The 16240-nt window shown below is 54.6% G+C and carries 14 protein-coding genes; 6 read left to right on the top strand and 8 right to left on the bottom strand.

The features are described from left to right. Nucleotides 1-199: 199 nt before the first annotated feature. Genes ptrR through fghA form a run of 3 tightly spaced genes read left to right on the top strand, consistent with a single transcriptional unit; the run spans nt 200 to nt 3167 of the window. A complete protein-coding gene (gene ptrR / locus BV494_RS02410) occupies nt 200-1126 on the top strand; it encodes a putrescine utilization regulator PtrR (RefSeq protein ID WP_104921410.1) in 927 nt (308 codons plus the stop codon). 46 nt (nt 1127-1172) lie between these two features. Further along, entirely contained in the window at nt 1173-2297 is a 1125-nt protein-coding gene (locus BV494_RS02405; RefSeq protein ID WP_104921409.1) for an S-(hydroxymethyl)glutathione dehydrogenase/class III alcohol dehydrogenase, read from the top strand. A 12-nt stretch (nt 2298-2309) separates the two neighbouring features. Next, entirely contained in the window at nt 2310-3167 is an 858-nt protein-coding gene (gene fghA, locus BV494_RS02400; protein ID WP_104921408.1) for an S-formylglutathione hydrolase, read from the top strand. A 491-nt stretch (nt 3168-3658) separates the two neighbouring features. Here fghA and BV494_RS02395 read toward each other — a convergent pair whose 3' ends face one another. From BV494_RS02395 to BV494_RS02370, 6 genes are all read right to left on the bottom strand, one after another. Further along, on the bottom strand, nt 3659-4114 hold the full coding sequence (locus BV494_RS02395; protein ID WP_104921407.1) for a type II toxin-antitoxin system PemK/MazF family toxin: 456 nt from the start codon (nt 4112-4114) through the stop codon (nt 3659-3661). A 490-nt stretch (nt 4115-4604) separates the two neighbouring features. Beyond that, on the bottom strand, nt 4605-5519 hold the full coding sequence (gene gsiD, locus BV494_RS02390; protein ID WP_104921406.1) for a glutathione ABC transporter permease GsiD: 915 nt from the start codon (nt 5517-5519) through the stop codon (nt 4605-4607). Nucleotides 5520-5527: 8 nt separating this feature from the next. Further along, nucleotides 5528-6448, bottom strand: a complete 921-nt coding sequence (gene gsiC / locus BV494_RS02385) for a glutathione ABC transporter permease GsiC (protein ID WP_104921405.1) — start codon at nt 6446-6448, stop codon at nt 5528-5530. 109 nt (nt 6449-6557) lie between these two features. Then, nucleotides 6558-8114 (bottom strand): glutathione ABC transporter substrate-binding protein GsiB, encoded by a 1557-nt coding sequence (gene gsiB, locus BV494_RS02380; RefSeq protein ID WP_104921404.1) that lies wholly within the window; start codon nt 8112-8114, stop codon nt 6558-6560. Between the two features lie 80 nt (nt 8115-8194). Next, complete coding sequence (gsiA, locus tag BV494_RS02375) at nt 8195-10051, bottom strand: glutathione ABC transporter ATP-binding protein GsiA (RefSeq protein WP_104921403.1); 1857 nt, start codon at nt 10049-10051, stop codon at nt 8195-8197. Continuing rightward, nucleotides 10048-11058 carry an isoaspartyl peptidase/L-asparaginase family protein gene (locus BV494_RS02370; RefSeq protein WP_104921402.1) on the bottom strand — a complete coding sequence of 337 codons (1011 nt, stop codon included), beginning with the start codon at nt 11056-11058 and terminating at the stop codon, nt 10048-10050. The genes gsiA and BV494_RS02370 overlap by 4 nt, the downstream gene beginning before the upstream one ends. A 282-nt stretch (nt 11059-11340) precedes the next feature. On the opposite strand from BV494_RS02370, the gene tsgA (BV494_RS02365) reads away from it, so the two are divergent. Then, nucleotides 11341-12540 (top strand): MFS transporter TsgA, encoded by a 1200-nt coding sequence (gene tsgA, locus BV494_RS02365; protein WP_104921401.1) that lies wholly within the window; start codon nt 11341-11343, stop codon nt 12538-12540. Nucleotides 12541-12620: 80 nt separating this feature from the next. Here the strand turns inward: tsgA (BV494_RS02365) and BV494_RS02360 are convergent, their stop codons facing one another. Then, nucleotides 12621-13529 carry a LysR family transcriptional regulator gene (locus BV494_RS02360; protein WP_104921400.1) on the bottom strand — a complete coding sequence of 303 codons (909 nt, stop codon included), beginning with the start codon at nt 13527-13529 and terminating at the stop codon, nt 12621-12623. A gap of 159 nt (nt 13530-13688) precedes the next feature. Between BV494_RS02360 and xapA the strand changes: the two genes are divergently transcribed. Then, a complete protein-coding gene (gene xapA, locus BV494_RS02355) occupies nt 13689-14522 on the top strand; it encodes a xanthosine phosphorylase (protein ID WP_104921399.1) in 834 nt (277 codons plus the stop codon). A gap of 9 nt (nt 14523-14531) precedes the next feature. Further along, nucleotides 14532-15728 (top strand): MFS transporter TsgA, encoded by a 1197-nt coding sequence (tsgA, locus tag BV494_RS02350; protein WP_104921398.1) that lies wholly within the window; start codon nt 14532-14534, stop codon nt 15726-15728. 72 nt (nt 15729-15800) lie between these two features. On the opposite strand, the gene BV494_RS02345 is transcribed toward tsgA (BV494_RS02350), so the two are convergent. Continuing rightward, nucleotides 15801-16034 (bottom strand): DeoR family transcriptional regulator, encoded by a 234-nt coding sequence (locus BV494_RS02345; RefSeq protein ID WP_104921397.1) that lies wholly within the window; start codon nt 16032-16034, stop codon nt 15801-15803. Nucleotides 16035-16240 lie beyond the last annotated feature (206 nt).

The raw sequence follows: 16240 nt of genomic DNA, 5'->3' as shown, positions 1-16240 counted from the left end.
ACTGCTCCGCTGTAAGAAACCACAATGCAACATAGTAGAAACAATGAGTAAACATACTCAAAGCCCGATACTGAAAACAGAGGATTTCCGAAAAGAAAGTGAATTGGACGTTGTCAGCTAGGATGCCTTGCGGATACAATCACGGAAAGTGAATAATACAAACCAAGTTGTTTACGATAAAAGAACACAGGAACCCATTATGGATCTCACTCAGTTACGGATGTTTTGCTGCGTGGCGGAAACCGGCTCGCTGGCGCGTGCAGCAGAACAGCTGCACCGCGTGCCGTCGAACCTCACCACCCGTCTGCGTCAGCTCGAACTCGAACTGGGCACGGATTTATTCATCCGCGAAAAGCAGCGTATCCGCCTTTCGGCGATGGGCCATAACTTTCTCAATTACGCCGAACGCATTCTGGCGCTCAGCGATGAAGCGATGAGCATCACCCACGCCGGCGAACCTGCCGGGAATTTCGCGCTGGGTTCGATGGAAAGTACCGCCGCCACCCGCCTGCCCTCACTGCTGGCGGCATATCACCAGAAATTTCCGCAGGTGGCGCTCTCGCTTGTCACGGCGACTTCCGGTGAAACTATCGACAGCGTGCGGGCGGGTCGTTTAGCCGCCGCGCTGGTCGACGGCCCGATTGATTTTGACGATCTCAACGGTTGTATCTCTTTTCGCGAGCGCATGGTGGTGATTTCTCCGCCCGGGGAATCGCCGCTTGAACTGCCCGCAGGCCGCAGCGGGCATACCGTTTTCGCATTCCGCCCGAGCTGTTCCTACCGCCAGCGTTTACAGGCGTGGATCAAAGAGATGAATGTGCCGGTGGCGAACACCCTGGAAATTCAGTCCTATCATTCAATGATGGCCTGCGTCGCCAGCGGCGCGGGGATCGCCATGATACCGCGTTCGGTACTGGAACAATTACCCGGCCACGAACGGGTGCAAATTCACGAAATGCCGGATGAATTCGCCGATACCGCCACCTGGCTTATCTGGCGTCGGGACGCCTTCAGCCCCAATGTGCGGGCGCTGAAAGAACTGATTATTGAACAAAACGGCGGGGTGATCCCGTTACTGAAACATCCTCTTGCCGGCGAAAATGACCCGGTGATGGATCCGGCGTAAGCCAGCCTTTTAACTAAAAAACACCTGACGAGAATGGAGCAATACCATGGAAATGATTAAAACACGCGCCGCCGTAGCCTGGGGTCCGAATCAGCCTCTGTCCATTGAAGAAGTGGATTTGATGCCACCGCAAAAAGGCGAAGTGCTGGTGCGTATCGTCGCGACCGGTGTTTGCCATACCGATGCTTACACGTTATCCGGCAAAGATCCGGAAGGCGTGTTCCCGGCAATCCTCGGTCATGAAGGCGGTGGCGTGGTGGAAGCCGTCGGCGAAGGCGTCACCAGCGTTGCCGTGGGCGACCACGTGATCCCGCTATACACCCCGGAATGTGGCGAATGTAAGTTCTGTAAATCCGGCAAAACCAACCTGTGTCAGGCTATCCGCGCCACGCAGGGTAAAGGCCTGATGCCGGACGGCACCACGCGTTTCTTCAAAGACGGCAAACCGATTTTCCATTACATGGGGACTTCGACGTTCTCCGAATACACCGTGGTTCCGGAAATTTCACTGGCGAAAATCAACAAAGAAGCGCCGCTGGAAGAAGTGTGTCTGCTCGGTTGCGGCGTGACCACCGGCATGGGTGCTGTGATTAACACCGCCAAAGTGAAAAAAGGCGACACCGTGGCGATCTTCGGCCTCGGCGGCATCGGTCTTTCCGCTATTATCGGCGCAGTGATGGCGGGCGCAGGCCGCATCATCGGTATCGATCTGAACACCAGCAAGTTCGATCTGGCCCGTAAACTTGGCGCAACCGATCTGATTAACCCGAAAGATTTTGATAAGCCGATTCAGGACGTGATCGTCGAAATGACCGACGGCGGCGTGGACTTCTCCTTCGAATGTATCGGTAACGTGAACGTGATGCGTTCCGCGCTGGAATGCTGCCATAAAGGCTGGGGCGAATCCGTCATTATCGGCGTTGCCGGTGCCGGTGAAGAAATCTCCACCCGTCCGTTCCAGCTGGTAACAGGCCGCGTATGGCGTGGTTCTGCATTCGGTGGCGTCAAAGGCCGCAGCCAGCTGCCGGGCATTGTTGAGCGTTATCTGGACGGCGAATTCGCCCTGAACGATTTCATCACGCACACCATGCCGCTGGAAGAAATCAACGAAGCGTTCGATTTAATGCACGAAGGCAAGTCTATCCGCACGGTTATTCATTTTAACAAGTAAGGAAAGTTTCCGATGAGCAGCTCGATTGAACTACTCGAAGAACACCGGATGTTTGGCGGCTGGCAGCAGCGCTACCGCCACACGTCGGCCAGCCTGAATTGCGGCATGACGTTCAGCATTTATCTGCCACCGGCAAAAGATGACACGCCGCCGCCGGTGCTTTACTGGCTGTCGGGTCTGACCTGTAATGACGAAAACTTCACGCTGAAAGCCGGGGCGCAGCGCGTCGCGGCAGAACTGGGTCTGATTCTGGTGATGCCGGATACCAGCCCGCGCGGTGAATATGTCGCCAATGACGACGGTTACGATCTCGGTCAGGGCGCAGGTTTTTACCTGAACGCCACGCAGTCGCCGTGGGCCGCGCATTACCGGATGTACGATTACCTGCTCGATGAACTGCCTGCGTTAATCAGCGGACATTTCAGGGTCAGCGACCGTCAGTCGATCTTTGGCCACTCGATGGGCGGCCACGGCGCACTGATGCTGGCACTGCGTAACCCGCAGCGCTTCCAGTCAGTTTCCGCGTTCGCACCGATTGTGAATCCGGCGCAAGTTCCGTGGGGACGTAAAGCGTTCAGCGCCTATCTGGGTGATGATGAAAGCCAGTGGTTGCAGTACGACAGCTGCCACCTGCTGAGTTCACTGCCTGCGGATCAGGTGCCATTCCCGATTTTAGTCGATCAGGGTGACGGCGATCAGTTCCTCGCGGATCAGCTGCAACCGGCAAAACTGGCCGAAATCGCCCGCCAGCGCGGCTGGCCGTTACAGCTGCGCGTGCAGCCGGGGTACGATCACAGTTACTTCACGATTGCCTCGTTTGTGGAAGATCACCTGCGGTTTCATGCGGGGTATTTGCACTCTAAGGCATGAGTGCGGGAATGCCGTATTGAAGTCTGATCGAGGATATTTCGGTTTATTAATAGCTGTTATCGCTCTGACTTTCACGCAGAAACCGACCAGAGGAGGGAAGTGCTTTCCCTCCTCTGGACTCCTCTCCGCTTTTTTCACTGCGCGCTATCGCTAGGTCGACGGACATGTTCTGTTACTACAGCGTATGGCGCGAAAGCTTGCCGCTGCGCGGTTCCTTCTCTCGGTGCTGGAGCCTAAGGTCTCCAGCCCGCTTCGTTCAGCAAACTTTCTGATTGCGCCTTACAGGCATTCTAAAATAAGCGTTTTCGTTTTATATCGCTTACAGATTAATAGATAAAATATATATTCGGGATATCAAAAATGCAGAAGCCCGATCATAACTAATCGGGCTTCGCGATCCCATACAGGGACGGTGGATATCAACTGAAAGGCCTCGATGGGCAACGCGGAAGATAATATCAGGCGAAGCTACCAAGTCAACCTTAATTAATTCACATCAGAAGATTTTCAGATGATTTTATCGAATTGAGAATGGCTTGCTGGATTAATGTAATTATATTGACTGGTATGCACTGAGATAACCACCCACGTCCAGCCAGCATAGGTTTATTAAGTCTTCTATTACTTACGGTTTGAACCATATCGCATTTTGCCCAACACGTTTTGGGTGGGAAATACTTTAAGTCTTCTATCACCCCTGCATCAAGTTGGACATGAAAACCTCTTTTAAGCTTGATCTCATCTAGCGTGGTCGACAACGGAACAACAATTGAAGAATTCCCATTAAGCTTGCCGTTAAGCACAATAACTAAACGCCGCTTAACCATTTCCGGGGGCATATGTGCATCAACAATGTTATCTAAAATACAACCATTTGTATCTTTCGGGTAAACACCGTAATTACAGTCAAGAACCTGCCCAACTTTGGGTTTAAAATTAATCGACATCACAGTTCCTTTGTTTACATTCACAAACAAAGAACATACTGCACACCGAAACTCATTCCAATTACGCGTTCTGTTTATTACGAGACGTATTCCAGTAAAAATAAAACAATTACATCGAAGTTACATTCAATAAAAAAACAATAGAGATAATGAAAATTCCGAAACAAAATATCTTTAAAAAACCAATGTGGCGCAATCAGAAAGTTTGCTGAACGGAGCGGCTTCGAGACCTAAGACTCGAAGACCGAGAGAAGGTACCGCGCAGCGGCAAGCTTTTGCGCCAGTCACGGTGTTAACTGAAACATAGCCAACAAGCGGCAGCACGCAGTTAAAGAGCCCGGGATTCTCAAGGGGCGCGGCGACAGGCGCTCCTTGAGGCCGGTTTGGGTGGCAACCCAAGGTCTTGACCTGAGCGACCAGCATCATTGAGAAACCGAAATATACTCGTTCAGCGAAAAGGGGGCCTTTGGGGGATACCCCCCAAAAAACACTAATTTTTCAATTTCGGATCCAGTGCATCTCTCAACCCATCTCCCAGCAGATTAAACGCCAGCACCGTCAGGAATATCGCCAGGCTTGGGAATATCGCGACGTGCGGTGCCATCACCATATCCGCGCGGGCTTCGTTGAGCATCGCGCCCCACTCCGGCGTCGGGGGCTGTGCGCCCATACCAAGGAACGACAAACTCGCGGCAGTGATAATCGACGTGCCGATGCGCATGGTGAAATACACCACGATAGAAGACAGCGTGCCGGGCAGAATGTGGCGGAACAAGATGGTGGCGTCCGATGCGCCGATGCTGCGCGCCGATTCAATGTAGGTTTGCTGTTTCAGCACCAGCGTGTTACCGCGTACCAGACGGGCGAACGCCGGAATGCTGAATATCGCCACCGCTATAATCACGTTCGACATGCCGTTGCCCATCACGGCGACCACGGCAATCGCCAGCAGAATGCCGGGGAAGGCGAATAACACGTCGCAAATGCGCATAGTGATACGATCCCACGCGCCTTCGTAGTATCCGGCCAGCAAACCGAAAAAGGTGCCAATAGCCGCGCCCAGCACCACGGAAAGCACACCGGCAGCGAGAGAAATGCGCGCGCCCATCAGGATACGGCTGAAAATGTCACGCCCGAGTGAATCTACGCCGAGCCAGTGCATCACCGACGGGCCTTCATTCAGACGGTCATAATCGAAGTAATTTTCCGGATCAAACGGCACCAGCCACGGCGCAAAGATCGCCGCGGCAATCAGTAAAAGAATAAAAACGCCCGCAATCATCGCGATATGTTGCCGACGAAAACGCCGCCAGAACGCTTTCCACGGCGTTCTTACCGCCTGCGGGGTTTCGGATGTGATTATCGGCAAGCTCGCCAGTACGGCATTTCTCCGCCAGTTTTTCATGCGCCTGCTCACTTGTATCGGATAGAAGGGTTAATCACGGCGTACAGCATGTCCACCAGCAGATTGATCAGGATGAATTCGAGCGAGAAGAGCAGCACTTCGGCCTGGATCACCGGGTAATCGCGCATCTCCACGGAATCCACCAGCAACCGCCCTAACCCCGGCCAGTTGAAGACTTTCTCGACCACAATCGAGCCGCCGAGCAGGAATCCAAACTGTAATCCCATCATGGTCACAACCGGGATCATGGCGTTGCGTAGCCCGTGTTTCACCACCACAACGGCTTCGTGAACGCCCTTTGCCCGCGCCGTGCGCATGTAATCTTCCTGCATCACGTCGACAAAAGACGCACGGGTAAAACGCGCCATAATGGCCGCGACCGCTGCGCCAAGGGTGATGGACGGCAGAATATAATGCTGCCAGCTGTCAGCACCCACGGTTGGCAACCAGCCCAGTTCAACGGAGAAAACCTGCATCAGCAACATGCCCAGCGCAAAGGCCGGGAAAGAGATACCTGAAACGGCGAGCGCCATGCCCAGACGGTCCGGCCAGCGGTTACGCCAGACGGCGGACACCACGCCAATGATCAGCCCGATAATCACCGACCACAGCATGCTGGTCAGCGTGAGCCAGAACGTCGGCATAAAGCGGGAGCTGATTTCGTCGATCACCGGACGCTTCGACACCATCGAATGCCCGAAATCGCCGGTCAGCGCGTTGCCGAAAAAGGTGAAGAATTGCTGATAGAGCGGCTTATCCAGCCCTAGATCCTGACGGACCAGCGCAATAACGCTGGCGTCTGCGTCCTGTCCGGCCATCAGACGCGCCGGATCGCCCGGCAAAAGATGCACAAAGAGAAAGACCAGCACCGCCACAATCAGCAGCGTTGGTATCAGTCCCAGTAATCGTTTCAGAAAATAATTAAGCATGAGTCGCTGTCTGTGAATTCACGAAATGACATCCCTGTTCCTGCGGCGGAACAGACGAGTTCAGGGCGCGGAGTCGTTGAACTCCGCGCCCTGAAAGCTTCACCGCCTATTATTTCACATCGGCATCGTCAAAGCTGAACGCCGTGTCCGGCATCACGTAGAAACCTGTCAGACGTTTGTTTTTGGCAGAGACCAGACGCTCCGTCACCAGGAATGCCCACGGCGCATCGGTCCAGATTTGTTTCTGGGCGTCGGCGTACAGTTTGGCTTTCTCGGCTTTGTCCGTCGTTTTCAGCGCGTCGGACAAATCTTTATCCACCTGCGCATTGCTGTAAAAAGCGGTGCCGAACTGTTTCGGTGGCGCGGCCTGGGTTGAGAACAATGGCGACAGCGCCCAGTCAGCTTCACCGGTTGACGCCGACCAGCCGGTGTAGAACATGCGCACACCGGCTTCTTTCTGCCCGACGTTTTCGACTTGCGCCGCACGCTGAGCCGCATCCATCGCGGTCACGGTGACTTTAATACCGACCTGCGCCAGCTGCTGTTGCGTGAACTGCAACACTTTCTGCGCGGTGCTGTTGTTGTGTGAAGACCACAGCGTGGTGGTGAAACCGTCCGGATAACCCGCTTCTTTCAGCAGTTCTTTGGCTTTTGCCGGATCATATGGCCACGGTTTGAATTTCGCGGCGTACTCAATGCCCTGCGGCAATGGCCCTTCGGAAGGCACGGCGTAACCGGCAAACGCGACTTTAATCAGCGCCTGTTTGTTGATGGCGTAGTTGATTGCCTCACGCACTTTCACGTTATCGAACGGTTTTTGCGTCACGTTAAGGCTGATGTAACGATGCAAAATTGACGGCGCAGACACCAGATCCAGTTTCGGGTTTTTCTCCAGCAGCGCGGCCTGCTCGTATGGCACCGGGAACGCCAGATCGGCTTCACCGGTTTGCAGCATCGCGGCGCGGGTGTTGTTGTCTACGACCGGACGCCAGGTGATGGTGTCGAGTTTAGGCTCGCCTTTTTTCCAGTAACCGTCGAATTTCTTCACTTTCACGAAATCGGTCTGGTTCCACTGATCCAGCGTGTACGGGCCGGTACCCACCGGGTGGAAACCGATCTCTTTGCCGTATTTGGTCAGCGCCGCCGGGGAAATAATCACCGCCGACGGGTGCGCCAGAATATTGATAAACGCCGAGAACGGTTCTTTCAGCGTGATTTTCACGGTGGTGTCATCTACCGCTTCCGTGCTGGCGATATTTTTAAACAGGTTGTAGCGTTTGAGGTGATTATCAGGATTGCTGGCGCGGTCAAAGTTAACTTTTACCGCCGCCGCATTGAAGTCGGTGCCGTCCTGGAATTTCACGCCCGGATGCAGCTTGATGGTGTAAACCAGGCCGTCTTTGCTGACCGTGTAGCTGTCCGCCAGCACGTTTTCCAGCTTCATGTTTTTATCGAAGCCAAACAGTCCCTGATAGAAGGATTTTGCCACCGCCTGCGACAACGTGTCGTTCGCATCATAAGGATCCAGCGAGGTGAAGTTAGAGCCTACGGCGATCACAACGTCTTTGGCAGCCCATGCTGAAGCTGAAGCCAGAGAACCGAAAATAGCGGCAGCGAGCACCGCCTGGCGGATCACGTTCTTACCTTTACGTTTCTGCTGATTCATGTCAGTTCCTTTTCCTGTCTTACCCGTTTGTCTTACAAATTGACGGCTTGCACTTAACCCAAAACAAGCCACCACAAAAATCAGTAAAGCCCCGCAATCGCATGCCGCGCGACAAAGTGCCCTTCGCCCACCTGCACCAGCGGGGAAACCAGCGGCTCGTCGTTGAGCGCACGGATCGGGCTGGGGATTTCATCCACCAGCAAGGCCTGCTCTTTTCTTTTATGCGCCGGATCGGCCACCGGCACCGCCGCCATCAGTTTGCGGGTATACGCGTGCTGCGGATCCTCAAACACCGCGCGCCGCGTGCCGATTTCAACGATTTGCCCGAGATACATCACCGCCACGCGATGGCTGATGCGCTCGACCACCGCCATGTCGTGCGAAATAAACAGAAACGCCAGCCCGAACTCTTTCTGCAAATCCATCAGCAAATTAATGATTTGCGCACGGATAGACACATCGAGGGCGGAAACGGATTCATCCGCAATCACCACTTTCGGATTGAGCGCCAGCGCGCGGGCAATGCAAATCCGCTGACGCTGACCGCCGGAAAACTCGTGAGGATAGCGCTGCGCGTGTTCCGGCAGCAGCCCGACTTTTTCCAGCAGCCAGGCGACGCGCGCCTCGGCCTCTGCGCCTTTCGCCAGTTTGTGGACCAGCAGCGGTTCCATAATGGAATAGCCGACCGTCAGACGCGGATCGAGCGAGGCGTAGGGATCCTGAAAAATAAACTGAATATCGCGGCGCAGATGTTGCAGCGCGCTGCCGCTGACATCGGTCAGTTCCTGGCCGTTAAACGTAATCGTGCCGCCCTGACTTTTCACCAGTTTCAGCAGCGAACGTCCGGTGGTGGATTTGCCGCAACCGGATTCGCCCACCAGCGCCAGCGTTTCGCCCGGATGTAAATCAAAACTGACTTTTTCCACGGCATGAACGCGGCGCGTCACGCGGTTGAAAATGCCGCTGCGTAAATCAAAACGCGTGACAAGATCGCGAACCTGTAAAACCGGCGGCGCACCCGGCGTCAGGGTGTCCTGCACCAGTTCGGGGTCACCTTCTTTTTGCGCCAGCACCGGAAAACGCGCAGGCAAAGGCTTGCCGGCCATCGAACCTAATTTTGGCACCGCCGCCAGCAGCGAGCGGGTATACGGCTGTTGTGGCGCACGGAAAATCGCGCCCACGTCGCCGGTTTCCACGCTGTTGCCCTGATGCATCACCAGCACGCGGTCGGCAATTTCAGCCACCACGCCCATATCGTGGGTGATAAAAATCACACCCATCTGCATCTCTTTTTGCAGCACGCGGATGAGCTGTAAAATCTGCGCCTGAATGGTCACATCCAGCGCCGTTGTCGGTTCGTCGGCAATCAGCAGCGCGGGTTTGCACGACAGCGCCATCGCAATCATCACCCGCTGACGCATGCCGCCGGAAAGCTGATGCGGATAACTGTCGAGAATATTTTTAGCTTCGGGAATTCGCACCAGATCCAGCATCCGCAAGGCTTCGGCGCGGGCAGCCCGGCTGTCTTTATTCTGATGCAGGCGGATGGATTCCGCGATTTGCTCGCCGACCGGAAACACCGGATTGAGCGAGGTCATCGGTTCCTGAAAAATCATCGCAATATCGGCACCGCGCAGGCTGCGCATGGTCGATTGCGACGCCGCCATTAAATCCACCACTTCGGCGTTACGGCGGCGAAAAAGCATATCGCCCTGCGAAATCTGCCCGCCGCCCTGCTCCACCAGACGCATCAGCGCCAGCGAGGTCACCGACTTGCCGGAACCCGATTCGCCAACAATCGCCAGCGTTTCGCCGCGCCTGACCTGAAAGCTGAGATTATTCACCGCCGGAATAATTTGCCCCTCATGCGAAAACTGCACGCTGAGCTGGCTGACCGCCAGAACGTGGTCGGACGGCAAAACAATCGGGCTGCTCATCGGTAAATACTGACAACGGGGGCGTCACCCACGCGGGCAAATCCGCGGTACATGCCTTCGCTGTTAAACGGCAGAACCACGTTGCCAAACCGGTCGATGGCGATCATCCCGCCAATCCCGCCCAGCGGCAGCAGTTTTTCCTGCACCACTTTGTGCGTGGCTTCTTCGAGCGTGAGTCCGGCGTATTCAATCAGCGCCGCGACGTCATACGCCGCGACCGTGCGCATAAAGACTTCGCCGGTGCCGGTGCTGGAAATCGCCACGGTATTGTTGCTGGCGTAGCAGCCTGCACCAATAATCGGGCTGTCGCCGACGCGTCCGGCCTGTTTGTTGGTCATGCCGCCGGTGGATGTTGCCGCCGCCAGATTACCCTGCGCGTCCATCGCCACTGCACCGACGGTGCCAAATTTATGGTCCGGATCGATCGGGTCGCCAGACGGCTGAGCATTCAGGGACGCCCCGTCGTGATCGAGCATCACGCCGCCGTCTGCCGCAATTGCGCGCTGCAACTGTTCGAAACGTTCCTGCGTGTCAAAGAATTCCGGTTCAACCATTTCCTGCCCCTGTTCACGGGCAAACGCTTCCGCACCCGCACCGGTAAACATCACGTGAGGGCTGTTTTCAAGCACCTTGCGTGCGGTCAGGATCGGGTTACGGATATGATTGACACAGCTGATTGCACCGGCCTCCAGCGTGCGGCCATCCATGATGCAGGCATCCAGCTCATGCGTGCCCTGATGGGTGAAAACGGCCCCTTTCCCGGCATTAAATAACGGGCATTCTTCCAGTAAACGCACCGCTTCGGTCACCGCATCCAGTGCGCTGCCGCCTGCCGCCAGAATGGCCTGCCCGGTGGCAACAATGCGCTCCAGTTCGGCTAAATAATGTTGTTCTTTTTCACGACTCATTGCTGCGCGGGTAATCGCCCCGGCACCGCCGTGAATGGCAATAACCGGACGCTTCTTGTCCGAAACGGAACTCGCTGAATTATCAGTAGAAGAACTCATTAGAACTGCACCCTGAGTTGTTGTATTTATGTATACAGAAAGTGATGTTGCCCTGTTTTTTGACTATATTTAGCCCGCTACAGTATGTAAAGCAGAAATGTAAAACTACAAAAACGCGCTAATTGCTTAGATTGTTTAAGAAAATCAAATACGAAGATTGAATAAACGACCAAGACAAACCGTCTAAGAACAGGAATAATAAACGTCCTAACCGCAGATAAAAGCCCCTCTGGCAACGCTTACTGTGGCCTTCTTATATTTTTTATTTTTAGGAAATCAGTTATGGAAACTGTTTATAACCGCCGTCGGATCAACGTGATCTCGTGGCTCAGTTACTTCTTTACCGGTGGGTTGGTTTCGACTTTAGGGATTGTTATCGGCCCGGTGGCCACCGCGTTTAATAAAGAACCTGCCTTTATCGGCCTGATGTTCTCACTGATGAACATCGGTTTGTTCCTGCCGATCATGATAAGCGGCATCCTGATGCGTAAATTCGATCTGGGTAAACAGCTGATTACAGGGTCAGTTATCACCATTCTGACCTGTATCGCCCTGTTTATTATGCCGTCGATCACACTGTTCGGTGTCGGCGTATTCCTGATTGGTGCGACGGCGGGCCTGATGATGTCTATCGGCAGCTATCTGGTGGTGCGCATCAACGATGATCCGAAAAAACGTTCTGCTAACCTGATCTTCACCGACTTCTTCTTTGCGCTTTCCGGCATGACGCTGTCCCTGGTGCTCGGTTTCCTGTTCAAACACGGCGCCAGCTGGCTGGCGATGTACGGCATCATGGGCACCCTGAGCGTACTGATGATTTTGCTGTGCGTAGGCCAGAAATTCCCGGTTGTTGCCAAGCCGGAAGCCGTGACGAAACAGGATCGTGAAGCGAAAGAGCCGTGGGGTTTTGCCGCGTATGTGTTGTGTTTTGCGCTGTTTGCTTTCGTCTTCAGCGAACTGGTTTTCACCCTGTGGATGCCAAGCTGGTTGCATGAACACTTCGGTTTAGATACTGACCGCGCCGCGATTTACATCACCACTTACTGGATGGTGAAAGCGATTGGCCTGTTCCTCAACCAGTTCACCGTTCGTTTCGTCAAACTGCGCACGTTCCTGTTTGTCTCTGCGGTCGTCGGTTTAATCAGTCTTTGCGTGGTAACGCACAGCGAAAGTGCTGCACTGGTGATGGTTGCAGTAGGCGTGTTCGGGTTCTGTAACTCCGGGATGTTCTCCGGCCTGATGAGCTACGGCAGCCTGCAGGTGAAAAACTCACCGCCAACGCTGACCTCTGCCCTGCTGACCACCGCGTCAGTCGGCACGCTGATTTTCGCATCATTCTCTTCGTTCATTTACCGCGAATATGGCCTGTTCTGGGCGCTGAATATCGCCACCGTTTCTTACGTGCTTCTGGTGCTGGCGGTGATCATTGCCGGTATCCGCAGTAAAGCAGAAAAGATTCATCACGAAATGTCTGTCGGCTGAATGACAGACTGAGTTGTTCAAAAGCCGCGGGATAATTCCTGCGGCTTTTTTATTGGATGGGATTTTAGACGCAAAGTGCGTCAGAGCAAATCGAGAAAACGCGCCGCCGCCGGTGTGACTGAGTCTGCCTGATAAATGGCGTACAAATCGGCGGGCAGCATTTCACTCAGCGCGCAAAAACGCACACCCGGCCAGCGGATCCGCGCATAGCTTTCCGGCAACAGCGTAATCCCGTAACCGTTCGCCACCAGCGCCAGCGCAGTCTGCGGCTCATTCACCTGCTGTTTCACCACTGGCAGAAAGCCGTGCTGACGGCACATTGAATACAAATAACTGCCCAGACTCGAGGTGTTCATCGGCATCAGAATAAAATCTTCACCCGCCAGTTCGCGGATCGCCACACTGCTTTTGACCGCCAGCGGATGACTTTCTGACAGTGCGACGGCCACGTTCTCGCGCACCATCAGCTTGCTCGATAACCCCTGCGGCAGCGCGATTTTCGCCTCGCGCCAGATGCCGATATCAATCCTTTGCAGCTGCAACGCGTCGATTTGCTGAACCGGCGTCAGTTCGGTGATCGTCCAGCTGATTTCCGGCGCATTCTTGCCGAAATTATTCAGCACCGGCATCAGCGGCCCCCACGCGGCGGTTCCAACCGTCCCAAACTGAATATGCCCGATTTCCCCCCGGCCAATTTTTCGCACCTGATGCAATGAGCGGTTGATGCTGTCGAGCATCAGCCCCGCTTCCCGCATCAGCGCGGCGCCTGCGGGTGTCAGTGACACGGAACGGGTGGTACGCAGAAACAGCGGCGTGCCGAGCAGATGTTCCAGCTCTTTGATATGCAGGCTCAGCGGCGGCTGCGACATATTGAGCCGCACCGCCGCTTTGCTGAAACTCAGCTCCTCGGCCACGACGCGGAAATAATGCAGCAGGCGGAGGTTAATCTGGCCGAGATCGAAAACCGAATCGGTGAATGGACGCGTCACATATTCTCCAGAAACATTTATTTTCCCTTACATATTAGCGTGTTGGATTTATAGGTTTTGACTATAAATCCGCGTGGCGAACGGTATTAGACGTCACGGGCCGCTCACCCTAGCATTGCCTTCAACTCAACCCTACTGTCATTAATGAGAGAAGTGATCATGCTCAATAACAACGCGTTTGACTGTGCAGCTATTATCCGCCAGCGTGCTCCGGGCTTTATTCCCCGCGCCGCGCTTATCTTAGGTTCCGGCCTCGGCACGCTGTGCGACGATATGGCCGGTGCGATTACCATTCCTTACGCAGACCTGCCAGGGTTCCCGCAAAGCAGCGTCGTCGGCCACGCCGGTGAACTGGTTCTGGGTCATCTCGAAGGCGTGCCGGTGATGTGCATGAAAGGCCGTGGACATATGTATGAAGGCCACGGCATGTCAGTGATGACCAGCGCCGTTCGCACCTTCAAACTGCTGGGCTGCGAATTCCTGCTGGCCACCAACGCCGCCGGTTCCCTGCGCAAAGAAGTCGCGCCGGGACGCTTAGTTGCGCTCACCGACCACGTCAGCTTTATGCCGGAATCGCCGCTGGCAGGCCCGAATGACGACCGTTTTGGCCCGCGCTTCTTCAGCCTGGCGAACGCTTATGACAAAGAACTGCGCGCGCAGCTTCACGTTGTCGCCGGCAAACTGGGTATCGACGTGGCAGAAGGCGTATTCGCCGCCTACACCGGCCCGAACTTCGAAACGCCTGCGGAAATCCGGATGATGCAAACCCTCGGCTGCGACGTCGTCGGCATGTCCATCGTGCCGGAAGTGATTTCAGCGCGACACTGCGGTCTTAAAGTGCTGGCGGTTTCCGCCATGACCAACTTCGCCGAAGGGTTATCCGACACTCCGCTTTCCCACGAACAAACCCTGAGCTGCGCAAAACTGGCGGTGGGCGATTTCACCCGTCTGATCCGCGCCTTCTTCGCTGACTTATCAGCGACTGCAAAATAAGGGACATCTATGGAACAGGCATTCAACCGCCAGCGGATCAATATGATTTCCTGGCTGAGTTATTTCTTCACCGGTGCGCTGGTTTCAACGCTTGGTATCGTGATCGGCCCGGTATCGCAGGCGTTTGGCAAAGACCCCGCATTTATCGGACAGATGTTTACGCTGATGAACATCGGCCTGTTCCTGCCGATCATGATAAGCGGCGTGCTGATGCGCAAATTCAATCTGGGCAAACAGCTGATTACCGGCTCAACCGTCTCGGTGCTGACCTGCATCGCGCTGTTCCTGATGCCGACCATCACCATGTTCGGTATCGGCGTTTTCCTGATTGGCGCGGCGTCCGGCATCATGATGTCCATTGGCAGCTATCTGGTGGTGCGCATTAACGAAGATCCGAAAAAACGCTCGGCGAACCTGATCCTCACCGATTTCTTCTTTGCGCTGGCGGGCGTGATTCTGTCCCTGCTGCTGGGGTATTTATTCCAGCACGGCGCAAGCTGGCTGGCGATGTATGGCGTCATGGCGGTGCTGAGCCTGATGATGATCGTACTGTGCGTCGGGCAGAAATTCCCGTCGATTCCGCAAGCGGTTGAGAAAAAATCATCCGCCAGCCAGCAGCAAGATCGTTGGGGCGCTTCGGTGTGGGTATTGTGCTTCGCGCTGTTTGCTTTCCTGCTGGCGGAACCGGTGTTCACTATGTGGCTGCCAAGCTGGCTGAAAGAGCATTTCGGGATGGCGGCTGACCGCGCGGCGTTCTACATCACAACCTACTGGACGGTGAAATCCGTCGGCCTGTTTGTGAATCAGTTCACCGTTCGCTTCGTAAAACTGCGCACGTATCTGCTGATTTCAGCGGGTGTCGGGCTGGTGTGTCTGGCGGTGGCGGCCAACAGTGCAAGCACGATGCTTATCCTGATTTGCGCCGGTCTGTTTGGCTTCTGCAATTCCGGGCTGTTCTCCGGCATCATGAGCTACGGCAGTTTGCAGGTCAGAAATTCTCCGCCAACGCTGACGTCTGCGCTGCTGACTATCGGCACCCTCGGGACGCTGATCTTCTCCACGCTGTCGTCGCTGGTATACAGCCAGTACGGGTTATTCTGGGCGCTGAATACCGCGACCATCGCTTACGTCTTCCTGCTGGCGGCGCTGATTATCGCCTCGTTCAGCAGCAAAGCCGAAGCGCTGGAACAACAAACAGCGCATTGATTTCTGTCAGTTTTAAACATAAAAAAGGGAAGACTCCTCGGAGCCTTCCCTTTTCTTATTTCACTGCCGTGATTAAAGCTGCGGGCAGCGCTGCAAACTGTTTAGCCAGGATGTTTCAGGTTGAGCAACCAGACGACGGGCGCGGCCGTGACGACGCAGAATCAACCCTTTATCCTGCATTTCACTCAGGTCTCGACGAATGGTTTCAAGACTCACATCCAGCGATTGTGCCAGTTCGCTAACCTGTAACACTTCATGCTGTTCTATCAACTGAAGGATGGCCTGATGGCGATTTTTTTTAAGCACCGGTTATTCCTGTATATTTGACAGTTGTGTGACACAAGTCACAAATAACGGAAACCATCATACCTGCGTTACATTGTTAATTTTGGGATCGATCTCAATTTTTCAGGAATCCCTACGATGATTTTACGCCTCCGGCAATTTTTGGTTCGCCGCGTTTCTCTGTCATACTGTGCCCATGCTTCAATTCCCCGTCCGGTTCCGGTGAA

It is taken from the genome of Rahnella sikkimica, from assembly GCF_002951615.1.
GTDB lineage: Bacteria > Pseudomonadota > Gammaproteobacteria > Enterobacterales > Enterobacteriaceae > Rahnella > Rahnella sikkimica.
Note: the sequence above shows the minus strand (reverse complement) of the source record. Positions and strands in the feature narration are given on the sequence as shown.

Excerpts from the sequence above, each read along its gene's own strand:
- BV494_RS02370 (WP_104921402.1), bottom strand. The coding sequence starts at position 11,058 with ATGAGTTCTTCTACTGATAATTCAGCGAGTTCCGTTTCGGACAAGAAG.
- gsiA (WP_104921403.1), bottom strand. The coding sequence starts at position 10,051 with ATGAGCAGCCCGATTGTTTTGCCGTCCGACCACGTTCTGGCGGTCAGC.
- gsiB (WP_104921404.1), bottom strand. The coding sequence starts at position 8,114 with ATGAATCAGCAGAAACGTAAAGGTAAGAACGTGATCCGCCAGGCGGTG.
- BV494_RS02405 (WP_104921409.1), top strand. The coding sequence starts at position 1,173 with ATGGAAATGATTAAAACACGCGCCGCCGTAGCCTGGGGTCCGAATCAG.
- gsiD (WP_104921406.1), bottom strand. The coding sequence starts at position 5,519 with ATGAAAAACTGGCGGAGAAATGCCGTACTGGCGAGCTTGCCGATAATC.
- BV494_RS02395 (WP_104921407.1), bottom strand. The coding sequence starts at position 4,114 with ATGTCGATTAATTTTAAACCCAAAGTTGGGCAGGTTCTTGACTGTAAT.
- fghA (WP_104921408.1), top strand. The coding sequence starts at position 2,310 with ATGAGCAGCTCGATTGAACTACTCGAAGAACACCGGATGTTTGGCGGC.
- ptrR (WP_104921410.1), top strand. The coding sequence starts at position 200 with ATGGATCTCACTCAGTTACGGATGTTTTGCTGCGTGGCGGAAACCGGC.
- tsgA (WP_104921398.1), top strand. The coding sequence starts at position 14,532 with ATGGAACAGGCATTCAACCGCCAGCGGATCAATATGATTTCCTGGCTG.
- tsgA (WP_104921401.1), top strand. The coding sequence starts at position 11,341 with ATGGAAACTGTTTATAACCGCCGTCGGATCAACGTGATCTCGTGGCTC.
- xapA (WP_104921399.1), top strand. The coding sequence starts at position 13,689 with ATGCTCAATAACAACGCGTTTGACTGTGCAGCTATTATCCGCCAGCGT.
- gsiC (WP_104921405.1), bottom strand. The coding sequence starts at position 6,448 with ATGCTTAATTATTTTCTGAAACGATTACTGGGACTGATACCAACGCTG.